This window comes from Actinophytocola xanthii (assembly GCF_001921205.1).
Lineage (GTDB): Bacteria > Actinomycetota > Actinomycetes > Mycobacteriales > Pseudonocardiaceae > Actinophytocola > Actinophytocola xanthii.
This window is the reverse complement of sequence record NZ_MSIE01000105.1, coordinates 1-22,141: the sequence shown is the minus strand read 5'-3', so window position 1 is coordinate 22,141 and position 22,141 is coordinate 1. Positions and strand designations below refer to the sequence as shown.

Sequence of the window (22,141 nt, the reverse complement as noted above, 5' to 3'; positions counted from 1 at the left end):
AGATCAACCAGCCACGCCGACCAAGATCTCAAACACGTTCTCAGATCCGGCTCGACGACGGCACAGGTGTCGACCTCGATGCCGCCGATCCCCGTGCTGTCGAGGCCACCGGCCCAAACGGGGACATCGACCTGCACTTCGACACCGGGTTGGCCGCCAACCGGTCGGCGATGTACTACTTTTCCGGCACCGAGAACGAGGCGAAGGCTGGCTGTTCGAAGACAGTAGCGAATGACACGCCCGCACCTGGCGGGGCGACTGCCGTCTCCGCCGGCGGGCAGTTCTGCATTCGCACCTCCGACGGCAGGATTGGCTGGATCAGCTGCAACGACGCGGAGTACAACAGCAGCCGAACCGGTTACATCGTTCTCAACTACCGCTTGTTCGACCAGGAATAGGTGGCGTGCCGCGACGGCACCGGGCCCGCACCGACGTGGTGGTGCGGGCCCGGTGCCTGCTCGGCGATCAGGGGAGCGTGCTGTGCCAGCAGCTGTTCTGCATGACGTTGCCCGGCCATGACCACGCCGGGAACTGCACCCAGTTGTAGGTGTTCGGGCCGTACTCGCCGTCCTCCTGGAGGCCGGCGTTGTAGGAGGCGTTCATGCGGCGCTGCAGGTCCAGCACCGCACCCCTGGTCTGCGGGCCGTAGTCGCCGTCGATGCCGATGTTGTAGCCGCTGCAGTACCTCAGGGCACGCTGCAGGACCTTCACCGCGTCGTTCCTGTTGCCCTGGCGCAGGACACAGTTGTCGTTGGCGGTCTGGGAACCCGCCGTCGGGATGTGCAGTACGTAGCTCGTGGTGTACGGCGCGTACACCGTCGTCCAGCTCGTGCAGGTGGGGGTGGCCGCCGCGGTGACGTCGGCCGTGGCGGGTGCCGCCGTGGCGAGGCCGAAGCCCGCGGCCGAGACCAGCCCCAGCACCGCGATCAGGAAACGCGATCTCTTCATCGAACTCTCCTTCTGTTTCAACATTGGTTGGTCAGTAGGGTGAGCAGGAACGTGTGTTCGGGTGTCGTGACCGAGAGGTGGTAGGTCCGCTTGACGTGGATCCACGCCTTGGCATACGTGCAGTGGTAGGCCGCGTTGGGCGGCATCCAGGCTTCCGGCGGCCTGTTCTGCTTGGAGCTGTTGGTGGTGCCCGCGATCGCGACCAGCTGCGGGTGTTCCAGGTCGTTCGCGAACGTCACGCGGCGCTTGTGCGTCCACTCGCTGGCACCGGCGTACCAGGCGTCTCCCAGCGGAACCAGGTGGTCGATGCCGACCTTGCTCCGATCGGTGCTGGTCCAGCCGTTGTCGTACGGGCTCGTCCACTCGCCCGCCGACACGCGGCACCCGGCGGGGGGCGCCAGCGTCGACGCCCGGCTGTCCCGCCGCAGGATGATCTCCCTCGTGTCGCAGTTCGCGCCCGGGTAGTTCGCCCAGTCCTTGGTCGGGGTCGGATAGAACGCCGTCCGGTCGTACTGCGCCGGGTTCGGTGGCCGGGTGTAGCGGTTGATGTCGTACAGCTCGGCCAGTGCGATCTGCGTACTCGGCGTCGCCACCGGGCCTGCGCCGTCGCGGGTGGCGCCGAGGGTGGTGGCGACCGCGGCGGCGTACCGTGCGGCGCCGGACTGCTTGGGGTGGAACGACTGCTGCGACACCCCGACGCCGGGTTCCTCGCCCTCGGTCTTGTCGGCGACGACGCGATGGATGGTCTCCCCGGTCGCGTCGGAGCGCGAACAGACCTGCGAGAGCTCGAACCCCACCCTCGGGTCCGAATACGACACCCGGACGTTTTCCTGCGTCAGGGTGACGACGGTCTCGAGCAGCGCGTCGTTGAGCGCGTCGCTCATGTTGTTGAGGAAGTCGATCTCGGTGTTGGTGAGGCCGAGGGTGAGCATGCACCCCGTATCCCGGTAGGTCATGTACGCGTCACGTTCCAGCGGGAACAGCCTCGGGTAGCCGACGACCACGATCCGCGCCTGCGACGCCTTCAGGTGCACCTGCCGGAGCACAGCCTCGACCGACGGCTTGACCTTCTCGTCGATGAGCTTGGGCAGCGCCGTCTTCAACGGCGCGGTGACCTGCGGCGGACCGGGGTACCAGTCGGTCGGTGCGCTCGACTCGCCGCAGTTCTGCAGCGGTGTCGGAGTCCCCACCGTGCACATCGTCATCACGTCACCGAAGTGCGCGTCGTTGCCGCCGATCTGCACCACGACCGTCGTCGTCCGGTCGTCGACGAATCCACGGTCCAGCTGGGACAGTTCCCTGTGCTGTCCGTGCCCGCCCTGGCCCTCGGCGTTGACCACACCGTCGGGCAGCAGGTTCTCCGTCTCGGCGCCGGAACAGGCGAGCAGGTGGTAGTCCATCCCCGGGTCGAACGCGTCCGCCCGGGCACCGACCGGCTGGTTCGAGCCAGGCAACACCGCCTGCCGGGACCACGCGTTGCGCGAGCGATGGCAGCCGTTGCGGGCCGCGGCACCGCCGGTACCGCTGTCGTCGGTTTCCGGGAAGTAGCTCTCCGCGCCCTCGCCGGAGGCGTAGGAGTCGCCCATCACGACCAGCTGCTCCGCGGGTTTCCCGGACAGCGGCAGGAACGCGATGGCGTCGTAGGCGATGTCCTGCGTGCCGTCGCCCTCGCCGGTGATCGACGACAGCGAGACCGACGGCGTGCCGGCGAACGGGAACGCGCCGAGTGACACCCAGCGGTGTTCCTGGGTCTTCTGCAGGATGCTGCGTCGCTTGACGGTCCCGTTGCCCAGGTTGATGTCGTAGGTGCCCTGCTGGGTGTGCGCGCCGTGGTCGGGCATGTGCACCACCACCCGGGCCCACTGGTCCAGCGACCGGTTGAGCGTCCAGGTGCCGGTGACGGCCCAGTTCTTGGCCTGGTTCGCCGAGGTCGTGCGGGTGTGGGTGAACCAGAAGTGGCCGCCGAACCCACCGCCGATCTGATGGAAGTCCACCTTGGAGTGATAGAGGCCGTCGGTGTGTTGGGCGAACCGCAACCCGAACGTACCCTGGCTGGTCCAGTTCCGCCCGCAGTCAGGACGGACCGACGGCACCGCGTCGGCGACGTCGTCGATGACGAGCGCGTTGGACGGCAGTCCGTTCAGGTGGCACCGTGGCCGGTAGCGGTTGCGTGACTCGTCCGTGTAGGCACCGGCCAGGTCCGCGTCCGGCGGTTCGGCGCTGCCCGGCCTGGCGAGATCGCTCGCCTCGTACCCGCAGGCGTTGCTGGCGGCGGTACAGGTCTTCCACGACGCGGCCGAGTGCCACCAGCAGTGGAAGTCGCTGCGCGTGCACGGGTTCGCCGACGTGCCGATGTTGTTGGGGTTGCACAGGTTCCCGGTTGTGGCGCTGGGCGCGCAGAAGGTGCCGACGGGTGGCTTCGCCTTGGTGCGGTGGTCCTCCGAGGTCCACCAGGCCTGCTTGTACCCGCCCTCGTACCCTTCGCCGCCGGTGTACTTCACGATCGGGTACGCCGCCCAGCCGATGACCTTCTCCGGGTACGGCCAGTGCTGGGGGTGGCGGGCGTCGTCGTAGTTGTTGTTGTCGAGGAAGGGGGTGCGGTTGAACGGGTAGTCCGGCCGGGCCGGGTTGTTCGACCAGCCGAGGCCGTAGTTGCCGCCCGGACCGTTGCCGGGGGCGTCGGTGCAGTTCGGACCGGGACTGCAGCCGGTGGTGTTGCCGGTGTTGGCCTGCGGGTTGACGCCGCTGTTGTAGGCCCACAGCGCGGCGAACCAGCTCTCCACGCGGTCCGGTCCCCCGCTGTTGACGCTCATGCCCAGGGCCTGGGTCTGGTTCCACTTCTGTTGCAGGATGCGGATTCCCGCAGCGATGTTGGTGGCGTAGTCAACCGCCACGGCGAGCTGTTGATCCGCGGGGAGCGTCCCCGCGCCGCTCCTGCGCATGCCGTCGGTGACCTGCGCGACGCCGTACCCGCAGTCCCCCGCGGCCCAGTTGATGCCCCAGCCGTCCTCGACGCCGTAGAAGCTGCCGACCAGCGGGTTGCCGGTGACGCCCTCGGCGACGTGGAACGAGGCCTGCCACAGGTTCGACTCCTGCGCCAGCACGCCGAGCAGCACCTGCGCGGGCACCCGCCCACCGCCGTTCAGCGGTACCGGCTGGAACATCTGCTGGGGACGCCACGCGGCCGGCATGCCCGACTGCTTCCAGTTCGCGGGTCGCTGCACGGTCAGTTCACCCTGGACGGCCAGTTCCGCGGCCCACTCCACCTGGCTCCAGTGCGGCTGGTACACCTGGATCCGAGCGTCGTTGCGCGCGATCGAGCAGGTCCGGTCGCGGTCGACGGGGTCGGTCGGCGACTCCGCCATGGGCGCGGCGTCCGTCGCGACCGGACCCGAGCGCGTCCCCTCCTCGGCTCGTGCCGACGGCCGGGCCGACGGGCTGACGGCGAAGTCGACGGCCTTGCCGGTGGCACGCACCGCCGCCCGCACCGAGAGTGACCGCTCCGGCTCCGACACCCGCGCGAGGTCCTCGCCCTGCCGCGTGCGGGACAGGGTGAGGCCGCCCTCGGTGGACACCTCGGCGTCGGCCTCTCCGCCCACCGCGACTACCGAGGCGGGCAGGCCCTTCGCCATCGCGGGCTTCCCGGTGACGAAGACCCGGCGTCCCGTCCCCGCGGCCAGGCTCACCTCGGTCAGCGGTCCCCGGCCGAGCTCGCTGGCCCTGCCACCCGCCAGTCGTTTCACCACCGACTCGTCGTCGTGGCGTTCGAGGTAGACCAGGCCGCCCTGCGCGTCGGGGTGCAGGCGGATCGCCGTACCGCGGGTGTCCGCCAGGGACGTTGCCGCCCCCTTGTCGTCCACGCGGACGAGCTGTCCGCCCCGGGCAGCCACGACACCGTCACCGGCCGGGACCGCCGAGGTGACCTCGCCCTTGATCTCGTGTGAGCGGACCACGGCCGCCTTGGCGGTGTCGACGACGTGCAGTCGCGTCGCACCGAGGTCGACCGCCCCGGACTGCGTCAGCACCGCCGTCTCCCCGGCGCCGCAGCCAGGGTTGTAGTAGGCGAGCGACACCGACACGTCCAGTTTGGTGACCGTTCCGGCGGCCAGGTCGACGATCGCGACGAAGGCCCCACGGTCGAACAGGTGGGCCCGGTTGGTGAAGTGCCGCGGCGCGTAGACGACCACGGCCTTCCGGCCCGACTCGGTGAGGCAGGCGTTGCCGATCCACCGGTCGGTCTCGAGCCACGGTTCGGCCAGGGTCGCCGCCGTCCGCCACGTGTACCCCGACTTCGCGTCGGCGACCAGCAGGTGGAAGCCGGTCGAGTCGCCGTCGGTGGTCCAGGCCAGGTCGTTCGACGATCGCCAGCCCTTGGGCAACACGGTGTCCCGGGTCTCCGGGTCCACGGTGGACCGATCGGTGCCGGTGAGGTCGGCGAACGCGGCCCCGGGAGAGGGAGCCGGCGGAGCCGACTGCGCCGCGGCGGTCGCGGCGAAGGGTGTCAGTAAGGTGGCGAGGAGGGCAGCCACGGCGAGCAGGACGAGTCTCGGCAGGCGCATGGCCTCAGCATCGGTACCCGCCGCCGTCCCGTACAGACAGCTTGCGCCACAACGCACAACGAAGGCCCGCACCGGCGACGGTGCGGGCCTTCGTCGTATGTGGAATGTCAGAAGGTGATCCGTAGGCACGGACCGCCACCGACCCTGCGGTGGCTCATCGCGCGGGCGGTCTGCGGGCCGTACACGCCGTCCGCGGAGATGCCCAGACTGGCCTGCACCGAGGTGAGCACTCGCCTGGTCTCCGGACCGAAGTGCCCGTCGACGCCGATGGCTCTGTGGTGGCAGTCGCGCAGGCTGAGCTGCAGGCTCGACACGGCGTTGTTCGGCCCGGCACCCTGCGAGGAGATGCAGTTCGGGTGCAACGTCGAGCTGTTGCCTGCCACGTAAGCGTTCTGCCACACGATGGCGGCGTCGCAGTAGGTGGCGGCCGCGGCCGAGGGGGCGCCCAGCGGACTGAGCACCCCGGCCGCGGTGAGAGCGACCGCGGCCAGGATCGATCGTGCGTGTGTCATCTCGGGTCCTTTCGTTGGTGTTCAACCGCGTTGGTGCCGTGGTGCGGTGGAGTCACCGTCGCTGATGATCGCACCCAGGCGCGTCCGTCTCGGTCACGGTCATGCGCCGTAGTAGCCGCAGCCCGCCCAGGCGCCGTTGTGGTCCCACAGCTTCCACTGGAAGTACTTCCGCGTGCGCGGCCCGTAGATCCCGTCGACCGTGAGGCCGGCGCCGTGCAGCTCGTTGATCCGCCGCTGGGCGGCGCGCACCGCGTTCCTGGTCTGGGGGCCGAACTGACCGTCCACGCCGATGGGCTGGTAGTAGCAGTCGCGCAACGACTCCTGGAGGGAGCGCACGGCGGGGCTGTTGTTGTTCGGGCCGAGCTCGCAGGTGATCTGGCCGGTCCCGTTGCCGACGCTCGGCATCCGCATGGTGGTCGGCCAGTCCGACGCGTACGCGACCGCTGACGTCCCGGTGCAGGTCGGTGCGGCGTGCGCCACCCCGGGTGCGAGCACCGGCGTCAGCGCGGCCGCCGCGACGACACCCAGCGCCGCCGACACCGTGCGCCTGTTCAGTGGACTTCTCATCGGGATACTCCTTCGTCCGGCGAAGGCCACGAGTGTCCCCCCGTCGGGGGCGCCTGACATCGGAGGAAACCACGGGCCCCGTCCCTCCGGAACTTCCGTGGTTTCCACGGACACGTGGCCGACGACTACTCCTCGGTGACGAACTTGCCCAGTTCGATGCGGTTGGGCAGACCGGTCTTGGCGAGCAAACTGGACACATGGGTCTCGACGGTGCGTTCGGACAGATGGAGGCGCTCGGCTATCTCGCGGTTGCGCAGACGTTGGCCCACCAGTCGCAGGACTTCGTGTTCGCGACGGGTCACACCCGCCGACAGGACACGTCCGGACACCGTGGCCGAGTTGGTCTCGGCGGCGCGGGTCTCTCGGTCGGGCGGCTCGGGCGGCACGGCGATGGCCCGGCCGCGCTCCGGGAACGCCGTGGCCTCGCCGGGGTGGCGGGGCCGGACCAGCGCGCCGACCAGCTGCCAGGCCTGGCGCGCCGCGTCCGGGAGGGGGATCCGCTCACCCGCGGTCGCGGCGCGGCGGGCCCTGAATGCCAGCGCGGCGATCCCCAGCAGGGTCACCACCGGCCCGGCCTTCCTGAACAGCATCGTTCCTCCCGTTCGCCGTGTGGTCCCACCATGGGCCTGACCGGCGTGAAAGGGCACGAGGTGCCCGTCGCCCGGCGATTGGGCGACGGACGACCCCCTTCATCCCGATGCGTCGAGGTCGCTCAGCAGTTGTTCCGCCACGTGTTCCTCCGACACCGTCGAACGGTGTTGCCGCAGCGCGGACGCGAGCTCGGGGTCCCATGGAGCCTCGGTGATCGCTCCCGAGTCCGGCCGGCCCGGGTGAACCGCGGTCAGGTAGTCCCGCGTCGACATACGCCACGCGGTCGCACCGGTTCGAGACATGACGTGTGCGGCGATCCGGATGCCCTCACCGTCGAAATCGCCGTGATAACCGAGCGTGACGCCCGCTTCGGTAAGCTGCCGCATCAGGAGCATGCACGCGCTGTTCGGCCACCCGGAGGTGGCGATCAACGGCGGGCATCGGGAACCGAGCCTTGCTATGGCCATCGCGAGAATGGACGGGTTCTCGACCACGCGGACACACGATGTGCTCACCGCCAACGGGCCGTGTCTCCTGATCTGCGCGAGGGTGATCACCGCGGCCTCCGCGTGCTCGGCCCACTGCCGCAGCGTGGCCGACAGTGGATCCGTGCCGACGGGTCGTAGGCCTGCGACGAGCACCGACGTGGACATCGCGTCGCAGGCGATTCCCGCGCGTTCCCAGCACGCTCGACGTTGCTCGGCGTCTTCTGGTGGCGGTTCGTCGTGGATCGCCGCGAGAGCCCTGAGAACAAGCGTGGACAACCTGGTGCCGTCGTCGAGGGCGTGGGTGTCACCGCAGACCGTACCGGCGAACGCGGGCAACGGCCGGCCGTCCGACGGCAGCTCTGCCAGCACGTCGAGGGCCCGGGCCAGGACCTCACGGGTCTTCTCGACCGACCCGTCGACCACACCGGTGCGCCGGACTCCGGCGACCCACGCCTCGAGCGCCGGCTGGCCAATGACGATCTCGTGCTCTGCCAACCAGTTCCACAGCTCGGATCGTGCCAGGCGATCGGACTCCCGCCGCAGAGTTCGGTTGTCGAGCGGCCCGACGATCGCCGTCACGACGGCACGCGCCTCCATCCCGACGGACGACCGCAGCACCTCATCCAGAGTCGCGACCTGAACGGTCGTCTCGGTCGGTGGTGTCCGGTCGAGCCCGAGCAAGTCGGCGAGCGCGGACCGCTGCGACAGGTCGAGGCCGCGCAGTGTCACCCTGGTGACCGCCTTGCCCGACGAGTACCGCTGCCACAACGCCCGCCACAACGGCGCGAGCTCTGGCCCGCCGTAGAGGACCCGCGGGTCACCCATCTGGGTCCTCGTCCGGCAGGACCACGCGTCCGTTCCAGGTGAACCGCGCCGTCGTGACCGCGTCGTCGCCGTCATCCCCGGTGAGCAGCTGGTGGATCGCGATTCCGTCCAGCTCCTGGTAGTCGCACCACTCGTGGTCGGAGGTGAGCACCATGTCGAGATCGAACCCGACGAGCAGCTCCAGCAGCTGTCCCCGGTTCGTGCTGTCCACGCCGACGAACACCTCGTCGAGCAGGATCAACCGCGGCGCGACGGGTGTCGCCTGGTAGTGCGCGGCCGCTGCGGCGAACAGTGGGAGGTGCAGGACGATGGCCTTCTCACCACCCGACAGGGCGCCGTGGAGCCGCCTGGTGACCGGCTGCCACCCGTCGCCCCTGCCTCGGTCGACCTTCACCACGAACTGGTGCCACGCCGTGTAGTCCAGCACCTGGAGCAGCTGCTGCTCCCACCCGGCGGCGGTCTCCGCGGCGCGGGCCTCGTCGACGCGCTCGCGGAAGAACCGGTGCAGCGCCTCGCGTTCGGATTCCCCCAGGCCCGCCGGGTTGCGCAGCAGCAGGTTCCTGGCCTCCCTGGTACCGGGTGGCAGCTGCGGATCGACCTGCCAGACCAGGCTCACCCGCACCTTCGATGCGGTCCGGACCCGCTCGAGCCGAGCGTTCATCGTGTCCACAAGCTCGTTGGCCGCACGGATACGATCGGCGAGATGCCGCCTGGTGTCGCCGGTCAGTGTCTTGTCGAACAGCTCGCGCTCGCCGGCCGTGATCTGTTCGGCCGTGCGCTCTCGTTCAGTGCGCAACAGGTCCAGCAGTGCGGCCGCACCGTGCCGGACGCCGTCGACGGTCGCGGTGAAGACCCTGACGTCCTCGTCCGGCTCCAGCGACAGGTCGACTCGGCCGGCCAGCGTCTGCTGCGCGTCGTGCACCGCGTTTGCCAGGGTGGCCTCCGCGTCGCGCACGTTGCGCGCCTCGTGTGGCACCCGGCCGAGCCTTTCGGCCAGTCGACGGGCCGCGTCCAGAACAGACCGCTTGCTGTCCATCGCATCCAGCTCCACGCGGGCATCCGCGGGTAGCGATCCCATGGCCAGCTCACGGAACCGGCCCTCGTACTCGTCTCGGACCGCAGCCGCACCAGCCTTTTTGGACTCGTCGTTGTCATGGCGTTCGCCCAGTGTGCCGATGAGCTTGCTGAGCCGGATGTCCTCGCCGCGTAGACGTTCGCGCTGACCGCCGATCTCCTTCAGCCTCTCGCGCAGGGCACTGAGGTCGTCCGCGAGCGTGCGAAACTCGGCACCGACCGATCGCTCCACCTCGGCGAGCGTGACCGCCGCGGTCTCCGCCTCCTCACGCCGCGCCACCGCGACGTCTTCGGCATCCGTGGCGGTGCCGGCCGTGGCCGCCGCCCGGGCAGCGGCCGCACTCGCGGACGACGCCCTGGTGGTCGCGTCGTGCCGGCTGTCCAACCAGTCGTCACCGATGGCCCGGAACGCCTGCACCGCCGCGTCCACCGCGGACAGGCCGGTCTCACTGGTCGGCAGTCCGTGCTCGCTGCCGGCACTGGTCAGTGCCCGGAGCGCTCGGGTGGCCGCCTGCTCTGCCGCTGCCAGTGTTCGCTCGGCCCGCGCGACCACGTCGGCCCTCGCCGACTGCCGCTGTTCGGCCTGCGCCTGTTCGCGTTCGGCGTCGTCGAGCGCGGCGTACCCGGGCCGCTGGTCCAGGTCACCGGCGAGTTCCGCCCGCTGGCGGGTGAGGTCCCGCAGCGCTTCGTCGATGACCTCGACCCTCCGGTCGAGGTCGCCGATCAGCTCGTTCAGCTCGGCGATCCGGCGTTGCCTGGTCCGCTCCCGGGCCGAGGCGCCGAGGTACTCGCTCTCGGTCTTGTGCCAGCGGCCATGCGCGCTCGCCAGCCGCCAGGCGCCGTCCGCGCCCACGGCGGCCTGGTGGTCGGGCGCGGTGTCCCCGAAGGCGATACCGGCCAGCAGCGCACGTACCCGGTCGGCGACCACGGGTGAGTCCGGCTCGACGGCGAGGATCTCGTTGAGCGACCGTCCCGGCGCCGGGACGGCGAGCAGCGCCTCGGCGAAGACGTCCGCGTCGGGCGCGGCCACCGCGCCGTCCGGGAGCACCCACGCATCGAGCAGGCCGGCCGCCTCCAGCCCCGCCTCGACGGCTGCCTGGGTCTCCGCCGGCACGCCCGCGCGGAAGTCCACGACTCGCCACAGCGGCGCGCCGGCCAGCGTGGTCCGATCGGCGCCGCGGGTGTGAGGCGCGGGCGGGAGCCGATCCACCTTCCGTTCCAGCCGTTCGCGTTCGACCTCGTGTCCGCGCCGCTCGGCGAGCACCGCGCCGCGTTCTCCGCGCAGCGTGGTTTCCGCGCCCGCGAACCGTTCCCGCAGCGTCGCCGACAGGTCGGCCACGATCGTGTCGACGGCCGCACGGTCGCCGGCGAGGTCGGCCAGCAGCTCGGGCTCCGGCACGGCGAGCTGCCGACAGCCTCGGGCCCACCTGACCAGCTCCTCGCCGAGGTCGGCGAGTGCCTGCTCGTGCTCGCGGCGGGCGGTGTCGACCAGCGCCGTGGCGGTGGCCAGCTCCTCCCGCGCCCCCTCCAGGTCGGACTCCGCCCTCTCCCTACCGGTCACCGCCTGCTGATGCGTGCCGAGTGCCTGCCGTACCGCCCGGACCTGTCCCGACCTGCTGTCCACGGCCGCGCGAAGCAGTCGCCTGCTGGTCTTCAGGTCCGCGGTCGCGTCGATCTCCTCGTACACGGCGGGCATGCCGGCCCGGTCGGCGGCCAGCCGGGCCTCCGTCGCACCGCGGGCCGCAAGCTGGGCAACGCGTTCCGCCGCCTCGACCGCGTCCTGCGCGGCCGAGGCGTCCTCGTCGGCTCGCTCCCGCAGCTTCGCCGCATGGCGGGTCGCCTCGCCGGCACGGTCTCGCGCGCTGAGCACGTCCCGGCGGAGCTGGTCGAGCCGGCGTCCCTCCTGGTAGGCGGGCAGGTCGACGATCGCCTGGATCCTGGCCTCGGTCGTCGTGGCCTCGCCGGCCAGCTCAGCGTCCCGCGTGGTGACCCGTTCCAGATCGCGGTTCGCCTCTTTGAGCTTCTCCTTGCTCTCCCTGGCCGCGCGGGTCAGCTCGGTCATCGTCGAGGTGGCGGCGATGAGGTTCGCCGCGGCGGCACGCAGCACCCGCTGGGCGTAGGTGCGCTGCCGCGCCGCCAGCGTCTCCGCGGCCGCGACCTCGGTGTCGAGGTCGGCCAGCTGCTCGCGCTGACGGTCGAGGCGCTCGAACCCCTCGGCGATCTCGGCGATGTCCGTGTGGTCCAGCGGTGGCAGCGCCCTGGACAGCAGCGTCGACAGAACGGCGGGGTCGAGCCGCTCGGACAGCTTCGGCGTGCGCAGCTGCAGCAGCGCGGAGATCAGCGCGTCGTACCGCTGCTCGTTCACGCCGGGGAACAGCGTCTGGCGGATGGTGCGGCGGTACTCGCCCGGCGACGGGTGCACCTCGCCCTCATCGCCGATGGCCGTGGCCAGGTCCGCGCGGACGAGCGGCCGACCCGCGGCGTTGACCAGGGCGAGTCCGTCGGGCAGGCCGATCCGCTTGGTCGTGGTGAAGTACGTCGAGGCCACGTTCTTGGTGTTCTCGGAGGCCGCCAGCCGCGCCCCACAGCTGAACCACCGCTTCTCCCCGTCGACGATCCGGCCGAACTCCAGCCAGACATACCCGACACGGTTACGGCCGGAGCTGCCTTCCCCCATCAGGTTCCAGTGCATCGTCCGGTCACCACTGCCGAAGGTGGACAATCGGTGAGGACGCAGGTTCGCGTCGAGCAAGTAGGGCAGCAACAGCTCCAGCGCCTTGGACTTCCCCGTCCCGTTCGGCCCGCGCAGCAGCAGCCGGCCCTCGTGGAAGGAGAAGGTCTCGCCGTAGTAGCGCCAGATGTTGATGATGCCGGCCCGCGTTGGCCGCCAGCGGTCCGATGTGGACGATCGGTCGACGGGCTGGTGAGCGGCCAGCTCGGTCACGGTCATGCCGGTACCTCCCGTGACTCGACACGTTCGACGGCGTACCGCGCGGCCGCCGGCAAGGCGAGAACCGCGCCGTCCGCGTGGCGTTCGGCCAGCCCGACCGCGCACAGTATCGCCACGCCGTCGTCGACGAGCCGCTCGGCGCCACCGTCGGACTGGTACGCCTTGGCCCAGGAACGGAACCGACCCAGAAGTTCCTCGACGGCGAGTACCAGCTCCCCTGCCGGCACGGGGTTCGCCGAGCCGCCCAGTCGGTCCAGCAGGTGGAGTGCGGCGACCTTGGCGTGCGTGCTGTCGTCGGGGAACCTGATGTCGGTGGCGATGCCGTCCGGGTCGATCACCAGGTAGCCCTCTGCCCGCTCTTCGAGCACGCACCCGGCCTGGTGGACACCCTGCTGTATGAGCCTACGCCCGGTCGGCGACGCCAGGTAACCGAGCTGGGCGGGGGTGAGCTCCCGTCGATACACGACGGGGTCATCCATCAGCCGCCGCATGATCGAATGCCGCAACCAGAGGTTCCGTTGGGTGTCGGACACGACGGCGTCCGGATCCGCTGCCGGGTCGACGGCACTGCCGTACCGGCGCTCGACGACCAGGTCCGCCACGTCGGGCGTTCGGTACGACTGGTCCTCGACCGGAGGCGGGCTCAGCCGGGACGGCGACACCGGGGCGGCCAACAGGCCGACCAGCAGCGTTGTGTCGACCTCGTACAGGACCTTGGCATCGGCGTGGTCGACGTAGGCGTCCGTCGCGCCGTCCACCGAACGTACGGCGCCGGTTCGCTCCAGCCATTTCAGCACGTCCACGTAGGCGGACCGTTCGTCGCGGTGTGTCGGGTCGAAGGTGCGGACCTCGGTTTCGGCCGCACTGGCCTGGACCACCCGGTCGGCGAGCACCCCGATGGTCGTCACGGGGCCGGCGAGCAGCTCGGCCGCGACCAGGCACAGCAGGGTGTAGCGGCGTCGGTCGAACGGGGCCCGGGAGGAGCGCAGGCGGCGGGCGGGCCGGGTGGCGTCCGGCCGGTCGCTGATCTTGGTCAGCCGTGCATAGCCGAGGCGAGGCTCGACGACGACACGCCAGCCGCAGTAGTACTCGAACCACCTGACGATCGGGCCGCGCCGGCGCCGCAGCAGGTCGAACCCGTCCTCGTCGGTCTCGGTGGTCAGCAAGGGCTGTACCAGCAGCAGCCGAACACCGCGGGAGACCTCCTCCGCCTCCTGCCTCGCCAGCTGGTTGGCGAGATTGCTCATTGGGCCCGGCTCCTGGCGGCGGCCCCGGTCGCGCGGATGTCGACGAGGAGGTCGGGCCCGGTGAAGGTGCCGCGCGGCGTGCGGATCGTGGCCGTGGCCGAACCCCGGGGATGGCGCAGCCGGATCTCGACCCGCCCGTCGGCCGTCGTCGCCCGCCGGACACCGGCCGCGTCGCGCTGCGTCGCCAGCGCCCTACCGACCAGGTCGAGCAGCCGGTGAAAGCTGTCGTGGTCCAGCTGTTCGAGGCTCGACAGGGAAACCGGCCCGCCGGTGGCCAGCTGCCGCCACGCTGCCTCGATCTCCGCTCGTTCCCTCCTGGCCGCCGCCCGCCGCAGCTCGCGCAGCTCCTCGACGTCCCGGACCTTGCCGGTGCGGGCGACGTGCTCGGTGCGACCGCTGCGCCGCAGCAACGGCGACACCGGCACCGGCGGGGCCGATGCCCAACTCTCGGTGTGGGAGATCAGTTCGTCGTCCTCGTGCCCGAGATGCGCGTGGCGTGCCGGCCACATCCCGAAGGCGGCGTTGAACAACCGGTGCGCGTCGGCCTCGGTGTCACTGGCCGCGAACCACCGCGCCAGCGCCCGGAAATCGGCCGCGGCACTGGACGAACGCCGCCTGCTCTCACTCATCCGGTCCAGGACCCGCAGCAGCGACACGATCGCCCGTCGCGCCACGTCCTGCAGCTCGTCCACCCGGGGCGCCCCACCCTCCGTCGGGCGAAACCACAGCCGCAGGCCGTCCCACTTGGTGGACCGGTGCCGCAACCATTCCGTGCCCGGGTCGCCGGCGCTCAGCTGGGGCAGCTCGGCGCCCGCCAGCGCCCGGCGGTGCATGGGTCCCACGCCCGTGTCCTCGACCCGGCCGAGCGCTTCCCGGATGGTGTGGCGTCGCTGGTCCAGATTGGTCACGAACTCCTGCAGGTAGCCGACGGTCGCCCGCTTGACCTCGTGAAAGGTGGCCAGGTCCAGCTGGTCGTCGCGCAGGAGCCGCTGCAACTCGCTGTTGAACTGCTTGGTGTTGGTCCGCAGCGCGTCGAGGTGCCCTTCCAGCTCCATCAGGGTGGTGTAGAGACGCCGGTCCGACGAGCCGGCGGTGGACAGGAGTTGGTGCAGCTCGTCCAACCGGTCCGCGATCGCGTCGAGCACCGCGGTCTGCAACGCCCCGCTGGACGCGAGGGCGTTCAGCGCGTGCTGTACCCCCTCGAACGCCGCCTCTCCGCGCTTGGTGAGCAGATACTGCAGGTTCTTCCGCTCATAGTCCTCGGCGGTCGTGTAATGGACGGCGTGGTTCTGTACCACGTCGACCAGCCCCCACTGCCTGAGCCGGGACAACGTCCATTCCAGCTCCTCGTCGGTGACCGCCTCGAACCAGCCGACCGAGCGCAACCGCGCACGCACCTCGTCGAAGGTGAGCGCTGTCTCGAGCCGCTCGTTGGCCTCTCCGAACGCGTACAGCGTCGCGGTGTGCAGTTCCGCCTTGTCGGTCGTCGTGAACCTGAACATGTCCGGCGGCACCCGGGGCAGCCTCGCCAACGGTCACCTCCTCTCGGCTCCGGCTCCCCACAGTAGCGAGGGCAACCGACAGAAGTGGCGCCGACACGACCGCCCTGACCGTTCTGGCTGGGAGACGAAACCTCGGAACCCGTCGGGCCCTCGGTCCCGTCGGGTGGGCAGGAACCCCGGAAGGACCGTGATGCAACCAGCTCTGGAGCGAGAGTACGTCGACTACGTGCGGGCCAACGTGACCTGGCTGCGCCGCTCGGCCTACCGCCTCTGCGGCGACTCCCACCGGGCCGACGACCTCGTCCAGCAGGCCATCACGAAGCTCTACGTCAACTGGCGCCGGGCGCGCGCGGCCGACAACACCGATGCCTACCTGCAGCGCATCCTCGTCCGCGTCTTCCTCGACGAGCGGCGGTTGCGCTGGTCGGGTGTGTCGCTGTTCGCCATGGCCCCGGACGTCGTGGTCCAACCGGACGGGCGGGCGGACGACCGGGCCGTGCTGCGCGCGGCACTCGACCGGCTGCCCCGGCGGCTGTGCACGGTGCTCGTCCTCCGGTTCCTGTTCGACATGTCCGTCGAGGACGTCGCGGAGGTGCTCGGTTGCAGCCAGGGGACGATCAAGAGCCAGACCTCCCGAGGACTCGCGGCCATGCGACGCCTGCTCGACGACACCTCGGTGCCCACGGCCACGAAGGAGGCCTGACATGGAACGACTGTTCGAGCTGCTCCGGGAGGACGAACCACTCCCGCCGTCCCAAGTGGACATCTATCGCGCGGTCCGGGCGGGCAGGCGGCGGATCCGGATCCGCTGGGCCGCGACGGGCGCGTTCGTCCTCGCCGTAGCGCTGCTCGTGCCGGCCCTCGCCCTGCCCGCCGGCCCCGGGCCGTTCTTCGAGCCGGGCACCCGGCTGGCCATCGCACCCGAGGACTTCGACCCGATGCGGCGGACGGTCACCCTGACCGAGGTGCCTGGCGCGCGCGCCGACGCCTACACCACCGCGGCGCGCTGGCAGCAGGTCGGCGTGCGGGTCGGCACGAGCGGGTACGCCACCGTCACCGTCTACGCGCCCGGCCGGACGGCCACCGGCATCGTCAACGGCGAAGCCGGGCTCCTCAACCCGGAGGCCGGGGAGCCCGCCGACCCGGTTGGCGGCCACCGGGCCCACTGGCTCACCCTCGACAACGGGCTGACACTGGCCTGGCAGTGGGGGGACCGGGGATGGGCCTACCTCAGCATCCAGGACGGTGAGGGGGCGGATCGCGAAACCGCCCACCGCATTGCCGCGGCCGTGGTGGTCCACGAGCCGCGAGCGGTGGCGATGCCGTTCACCCTGCCCAAGCCGGACGGCCTCCACCTGGTCGGGACCTCGACCCACGTGGAGCTGCCCGGGGCTGGCGCGGCGTTCCTCCGCGCCGGGGTGCTCCTCGCGGCCGAGGACCCATCCGACCCCAGCCGCGAGGTCGGGATGATCACGGTGAGCGCCGAGCGGAGTGACAAGACCGCCGGGCACCTCGGCGCGGACACCACCCTCGGCGGCCGTCCGGCCATGGTCACTCCCGGTGAGGTCATCATCTTCGGGCTGCCCGACGGGTTCGCCGTCGAGGTCAGCTCCTTCCGGGACAACGGACAGCTGGACGAGATCGCCCAGTCAGTGCGGCTGGTCGCTCACGCCGGCACCACGTCCACCTGGGTCACCGATCCCGTCGAGTGACGGAAAGGTCCGTGGACCGCACCGCGGTCAGGGACTGGCAGCCCAATCAGACCAGGCCTTGGGACTGAAATGCCGGTTCTTCACGAGCAGAAGCGTGGCAAGAACCGCCAACCCGACCGCAAGGACGATCGAGACCACCTTCAGAAGGACCGAGGAGAAAATCCCAAACCCGCCAAAGCCGACAAGGAGAGCGACAAAATAACACCAGAAAGCCGCACTTGGCGGCGCGTTCCTCAGACCGCGCTTGATGCTTCTACTGGTTGTCATGACATATGGTTACCCGAACACACGATGCCACAAACGCCCTGTCAGGGCACCCGGCCACGCCCGTCCATCGAGGAGCCCGCCGACGCGAGGACCGCTGCCCGGGTGTGTGGGAAGCGCAGGGTCACGGTCGTGCCCCTTCCCTCGGTCGACTCGATGGTCAGCGCTCCTCGATGGGCCTGGACTATCGCCTCCACCATCGGCAGGCCGAGGCCGGTTCCCGGAACAGCGTGGTTGGTGGCGTTGCTGGCCCGGAAGAAGTGGGTCGTGACGTGGTTCAGATCCCCCTCAGGGATTCCCATTCCGTTGTCCGCGCAGGAGATCACGATCTCCCCGGTTTGGCGATCCACGGCGTGCGACACGTTCACGACATCGCCGGGGCGGCTGAACTTGAGCGCGTTGCCGACGATGTTCACCACGGCACGTTGCAGGTGGACGCGGTCGCCCAGGATCAGCTCGGCGTCACCGGGACCCGCTTCGGCGCGGAGGCGAACCTGCTTCTCCTGGGCCATGGACCCGAGCTCCTCGACGGCGTAGCCGAGGAGGTCCGCGACCGCCACGGTCTGACTCTGCAGCAGAAGTCGTCCGTTCTGGATGGCACTCACGGCGAGCAGGTCCTCGATGAGCCCGCGCAGCCTGTCGGTGTTCCGCTCGATGATGACGAGCGTCCGCAGGTGGGCGTCGCTCACCTGGTCGTCCTCGTCATCCATCAGTACCTCGAGGTAACCACTGATCGAGGTCAACGGGGTGCGCAGCTCGTGGCTCACCGTCGCCAGGAAGTCGTCTCTCTGTCGCTTCAGCCGTTCCAGTCCCATGACGTACCGCGCCTGCTGTTCGCGGTGTTCGACCTCGACGATCTTCTGCGCGAGGAACGCCGCCACGTGGTGGAACACGGCGATCTCCGAGTGGCCCCAGCGACGGGGGCTGCTGCCGGACAACGAGATCGTGCCCAGCGCGCGCTCGTTGAAGCCGATGGGCACCACCAGGAGCGCTCGGGCGGCGGCCTCGTCCTGGACGGGAGTGAACCACTGCTCGTGCTCCGCGCTCTGGACGCGGGTGTCCGCGAGGGCGAGATGGGTCGAGCGGCGCCAGAGCTCCTCGGCCGCACCGCACACGTACGGTGGGAGCTCGGCCGGAGGTGCGACGAGCCCCGGAGCGTGCCACCGCGCGAGGTATCCCGGCTCACCCGAACCAGCTGTCAGGCAGATCGCCAGTTGGTCCCCGCCCGTGACCGGGCCGAGCACCGTGCACACAACGTCCGCGGCCTGCCGCACCGAGGTCGAGTCCCGGATTCCCTGGACCACCTCCAGTGCGAGCCGATGCAGACGCAGCGTGTCTTCCTGGTCGCCGGCGAGCTGGGTGGTGTGCCGCATGAGCTCGTTGACGACACCCGCCAACTCGCGCACCTCTCGCGCACCGTCCTGCCCGTCGGCGACCACCGGCTCACCGTCCTGGAACCGCGTCACAGCGACCCGCAGCCGTTGAATCGGGGCGAGGAGCGAACGGATGGCGTAGCGAGCCAGGTACAGGGTCCCGAGCAACGCCGACACGGTGAGGACGACGACCACGGCGGCCGCTCCGGATGACGTCTCGGTGAGCGTCGGACCCTGCCCGTGCAGCAGGAACCCGGCGCATACGCCCGTCAGCAGCAAAAGGACGCAGAACGCGACGACGAGGGTCCACACTCGCCGGTGGGTCGAGCCGCGGCTAGCCATGGTCGACACCGCTGTTCGTGAAGCCCTGCCTGGCCATCGCACCCCACACCGGTGTGCGGCGGGTGACGGCCTGCCAGGCGCCCTCCAGTCGCCACCAGGCGGTGATCTGGCGGTATCCGACGTTCTCCAGGACAGCGGCGGCAAGCAGCACGGCGAGGTCCTGCCATCGCGGGTACTTGTGGAAGGACAGCTCCTCGATGACGAGCACCGCGAGGCTGAGCACGATGGCGTAGCCGTAGGCCACCGCCAGGAACAGCCCGACATAGCCCGGTCCGACCGCGCCGACCGCCAGGCCGGCGGTCACCAGGACGAGCCCGCCCAACTCGAGTACGGGAGCCAGCAGCTCGAACAGCCAGTACCACGGCAGGGCCACCGTGCCGACCCGTCCGTACCGGCGCCGTCCAACCATGCCGCGGTAGGTCCACAGTGTCTCCCACAGCCCGCGGTGCCACCGGCGGCGCTGCCGGCGCAGCACCGCCGCGGTCGAGGGAACCTCGGTCCAGGCGATCGGTTCGGCGACGAACACGATCCGGTAGTCGCGCCGTTGGTCCCGCAGGTGCTTGTGCATCCGCACCACGAGATCGAAGTCCTCGCCGAGGGTGCCCGCCCGCATTCCCCCCACCTCGACCAGCACGTCTCGGCGGAACAGGCCGAACGCGCCGCTGATCAGCACGACGGCGCCGAGTCGGGACCAGCCGGCTCGTCCGAGCAGGAACGCTCGCAGGTACTCCGCGACCTGGATCCTGGCCAGCCACCGCGCGGGCATGCCGATCCGGACGACGCGGCCGGCCACCACGGTGCAGCCGTTGGCCGGGCGGATCACCCCGCCGGTCGCCACGACTCTGGTCGGGTCGTCGGTGAACGGCTTCGCGACGGTGAGCAACGCGTCCGGATCGAGCAGTGAGTCGGCGTCGACCACCGCTACCAGCGGCTCGGCCGAGGCGTTGATCCCCGCGTTGACCGCCTCTGTCTTGCCGGAGTTCTCCTTGCGCACGACGACCAGGCGCGTTCGGCCGTCCCTGGGCACCGCGACGGCGTGGACGGGGGCGGTTACCGGCACCTCGGCAGGGAGGACCCGGTCCAACTCGACCAGGTCGAAGGCGGCTGCCAGCCGACCGAAGGTGTCGTCGGTGCTGCCGTCGTCGACCACCACGACCTCGTGCCGCGGGTAACGCAACGCGAGCATGGCCTGCACGGCGGCCACGATGCCGGCGGCCTCGTTGTATGCGGGCATGATCACCGACACCCCCGGTGCGAGCCTGCCCCGCAGCGACTCGGCGGCTCCCCTGTGCCGGGTCCGACGCATGTGCCCGACCAGGGACACCGCCGCGAGGAGTACCAGCAGCAGGTAGGAGCTGTTGATGAGCAGGAAGTAGCCGATGAGTGGCTCCTCGACGGTCCGCAGTACCGCCGCGAGAAGCTCCCGGAGATCGTGCATCGCGGTCAGCTCCCCACCCCTGAGTAGAGCTCGGCTCCGTCCCTCAGGCGAGCCATCGACAGCGCGACGGCCGCGATCCGCCCGCTCCTTCCCCCTGCGAGCGCGACCACCGACAGCAGGTCGAGCCCGGTGTGCCCCAGTCGTGCCAGTGCCTCCGCGGCCAGCTGAGCCAGCCGGATGTCCGGGTCCGCCAGAAGCTGGACCAGGACGGTGCCCGCGCTGGGGTCACCCAACTCACCGAGAGCCGCGACCGCGGTCCGGCGAAGCTCCGCCGGCTGACCGTCGGCGGTGTGGGTCGCGAGGACCGCCATGTCGTCGCGTGATCCGGCGGCCCCGACAGCTCTGGCCGCGAACATCCTGACGTCGAGCTCCTGGTCGTTGACGAGCCGGTCGCGCAGCTGGGGCAGCACGCCGCTGTACGCGCCGTCCGCGGCGACCATGGCCGCCACCACACGCTGGTCGATCTCGCCGGTGGTGAGCGCCTCGCGGATCGCGGGCAGCGCACGCACGCCCAGGCCCAGCAGTGCCTCCGCGGCGACCGCGGTCGGGATCCCGGGGCGCCTGCGCACCGGCGCCAGCGCCCCGATCAGCGCGCCAGCGGCTCGGTCGGCGCCGACCAGCCCGAGAGAGCGTGCGGCGACCATGCGCACCTCCGAGGAACGATCCGCCAGCAGCGGGATCAGCACGTCCACGTCCTGGTCGCGCCCGGCCAGGCCGAGCAGGTGCGCGTTGCGTGCGCGGCGGACCGCGGACCGAGAACGCAGGGCCGCGCGTGCCTTGTCGAGCTCCCGTCGCTCGTCGAGCAGGCGCACGAGGTGTACGGCCGCCTCCCCGCGCACCTTGCTGAGCAGGGCGACGGCGGCATCACGCACCGGGCTCCACGCCCGGTCGGACACCGCGGAGACCTGGGCCGCCGCGGCTCCGCTGTCATCGTCGCCCGCGGCAACCGTGAGCAGAAGTCCCCGGTAGGGCGCCGCGGCGGCCTGCCGCGAGGCGTCGAGGACGAGCCGCCCGATGCGGCTCGTGGCGACAACAGCCACGAGCAGCACACTGACCGCGGCCATCGAGAGGATGGAACCGACCAGCAGCTGCACGCTGTTCATCAGCCGGACCGGGCCAGAACGGAGTTCACGCGGTGCACGAGCTCACGCGGGCTGAACGGCTTGGCCACGTAGTCGTCCGCGCCGGCCTCGAAGCCGGCGTCGACGTCGCTGTCGCGGATGCGCGCGGTCAACAACACGACCCGCACCTCCCGGGTCACGTCGTTCTCCCGCAGTCGGCGCAGCACGTCCACTCCGGACAGGCCCGGCATCATGACGTCCAGAACCGCGAGCCGTGGTGGATCCGACTCGATCGCGGCGAGCGCCGAGGCCCCGTCTGACACGGCGACCACGTCGAAGCCCGCCTGGGTCAACTTGTACATGACAAGATCACGAATATCCGGGTCATCGTCAGCGATGACGACCCGCACCGGTGCCGACCCCATGCCACTCCCCTTGCCTCTGGTGTACTGGCAGAACTATCGGCCGTCTCGTCGTTGACCTGAGCCCGGTAGTGCCCGGGTGTCAGGCGCTCACCAGTTCTTCGGCAGCGATGAGGGCGCCATACTGCGTGAGCGGAAGGGCGACCGTGAAGCAGGAGCCACCGTTGGGGTTGTCGCTGGCGACTACCGTGCCTTGATGCCGTTCGGCGATCCGCTTGCAGATCGCCAGTCCCAGCCCGGTTCCGCTGTAGTCCACGCCGTTGTGG

At 70.5% G+C, this 22,141-nt stretch carries 16 protein-coding genes and 1 pseudogene; 3 read left to right on the top strand and 14 right to left on the bottom strand.

Annotated features, from left to right (window positions below):
* Positions 1–398 (top strand): annotated as a pseudogene (locus tag BU204_RS40445) (hypothetical protein); the annotation flags it as partial.
* A 67-nt stretch (positions 399–465) separates the two neighbouring features.
* Here the strand turns inward: BU204_RS40445 and BU204_RS35575 are convergent.
* The 9 genes from BU204_RS35575 to BU204_RS35535 all read right to left on the bottom strand — a co-directional run bounded on the left by BU204_RS35575 (position 466) and on the right by BU204_RS35535 (position 15,263).
* Positions 466–948 (bottom strand): peptidoglycan-binding domain-containing protein, encoded by a 483-nt coding sequence (locus tag BU204_RS35575; RefSeq protein ID WP_075130213.1) that lies wholly within the window; start codon positions 946–948, stop codon positions 466–468.
* Positions 949–965: 17 nt separating this feature from the next.
* A complete protein-coding gene (locus BU204_RS35570; protein WP_075130212.1) occupies positions 966–5,507 on the bottom strand; it encodes a GmrSD restriction endonuclease domain-containing protein in 4,542 nt (1,513 codons plus the stop codon).
* Between the two features lie 107 nt (positions 5,508–5,614).
* Positions 5,615–6,019, bottom strand: coding sequence for a peptidoglycan-binding domain-containing protein (locus BU204_RS35565; RefSeq protein WP_075130211.1), 405 nt, complete (start codon positions 6,017–6,019; stop codon positions 5,615–5,617).
* A gap of 99 nt (positions 6,020–6,118) precedes the next feature.
* A complete protein-coding gene (locus BU204_RS35560; protein ID WP_198943099.1) occupies positions 6,119–6,586 on the bottom strand; it encodes a peptidoglycan-binding domain-containing protein in 468 nt (155 codons plus the stop codon).
* A gap of 125 nt (positions 6,587–6,711) precedes the next feature.
* On the bottom strand, positions 6,712–7,176 hold the full coding sequence (locus BU204_RS35555) for a response regulator transcription factor (RefSeq protein ID WP_075130209.1): 465 nt from the start codon (positions 7,174–7,176) through the stop codon (positions 6,712–6,714).
* Positions 7,177–7,275: 99 nt separating this feature from the next.
* Positions 7,276–8,490: a TIGR02679 family protein gene (locus BU204_RS35550; protein WP_075130208.1), complete on the bottom strand. Its 1,215-nt coding sequence runs from the start codon at positions 8,488–8,490 to the stop codon at positions 7,276–7,278.
* Positions 8,483–12,514, bottom strand: coding sequence for a TIGR02680 family protein (locus BU204_RS35545; RefSeq protein ID WP_075130207.1), 4,032 nt, complete (start codon positions 12,512–12,514; stop codon positions 8,483–8,485). Before BU204_RS35545 ends, BU204_RS35550 begins: the two co-directional genes overlap by 8 nt.
* The gene (locus BU204_RS35540) at positions 12,511–13,761 is read right to left on the bottom strand and encodes a TIGR02678 family protein (protein ID WP_075130206.1); all 1,251 of its coding nucleotides are present in this window, start codon (positions 13,759–13,761) and stop codon (positions 12,511–12,513) included. The genes BU204_RS35545 and BU204_RS35540 overlap by 4 nt, the downstream gene beginning before the upstream one ends.
* A complete protein-coding gene (locus tag BU204_RS35535; protein WP_075130215.1) occupies positions 13,758–15,263 on the bottom strand; it encodes a TIGR02677 family protein in 1,506 nt (501 codons plus the stop codon). Before BU204_RS35535 ends, BU204_RS35540 begins: the two co-directional genes overlap by 4 nt.
* 190 nt (positions 15,264–15,453) lie before the next feature.
* On the opposite strand from BU204_RS35535, the gene BU204_RS35530 reads away from it, so the two are divergent.
* Both BU204_RS35530 and BU204_RS35525 read left to right on the top strand, forming a co-directional pair.
* Positions 15,454–15,966, top strand: a complete 513-nt coding sequence (locus tag BU204_RS35530) for a SigE family RNA polymerase sigma factor (RefSeq protein WP_075130205.1) — start codon at positions 15,454–15,456, stop codon at positions 15,964–15,966.
* 1 nt (position 15,967) lies between these two features.
* Positions 15,968–16,975, top strand: coding sequence for a hypothetical protein (locus BU204_RS35525; protein ID WP_075130204.1), 1,008 nt, complete (start codon positions 15,968–15,970; stop codon positions 16,973–16,975).
* Positions 16,976–17,283: 308 nt separating this feature from the next.
* Here the strand turns inward: BU204_RS35525 and BU204_RS35520 are convergent, their stop codons facing one another.
* The 5 genes from BU204_RS35520 to BU204_RS35500 form a co-directional block, all read right to left on the bottom strand.
* Positions 17,284–18,954, bottom strand: coding sequence for a sensor histidine kinase (locus tag BU204_RS35520; RefSeq protein ID WP_143229980.1), 1,671 nt, complete (start codon positions 18,952–18,954; stop codon positions 17,284–17,286).
* Positions 18,947–20,392, bottom strand: a complete 1,446-nt coding sequence (locus BU204_RS35515) for a glycosyltransferase family 2 protein (protein WP_075130202.1) — start codon at positions 20,390–20,392, stop codon at positions 18,947–18,949. The genes BU204_RS35520 and BU204_RS35515 overlap by 8 nt, the downstream gene beginning before the upstream one ends.
* 5 nt (positions 20,393–20,397) lie before the next feature.
* Positions 20,398–21,495 carry a HEAT repeat domain-containing protein gene (locus tag BU204_RS35510; RefSeq protein WP_075130201.1) on the bottom strand — a complete coding sequence of 366 codons (1,098 nt, stop codon included), beginning with the start codon at positions 21,493–21,495 and terminating at the stop codon, positions 20,398–20,400.
* On the bottom strand, positions 21,495–21,878 hold the full coding sequence (locus tag BU204_RS35505; protein WP_075130200.1) for a response regulator transcription factor: 384 nt from the start codon (positions 21,876–21,878) through the stop codon (positions 21,495–21,497). The genes BU204_RS35510 and BU204_RS35505 overlap by 1 nt, the downstream gene beginning before the upstream one ends.
* A 79-nt stretch (positions 21,879–21,957) precedes the next feature.
* The coding region (locus BU204_RS35500) for an ATP-binding protein (protein ID WP_143229979.1) at positions 21,958–22,141 on the bottom strand (184 nt) is incomplete at its 5' end.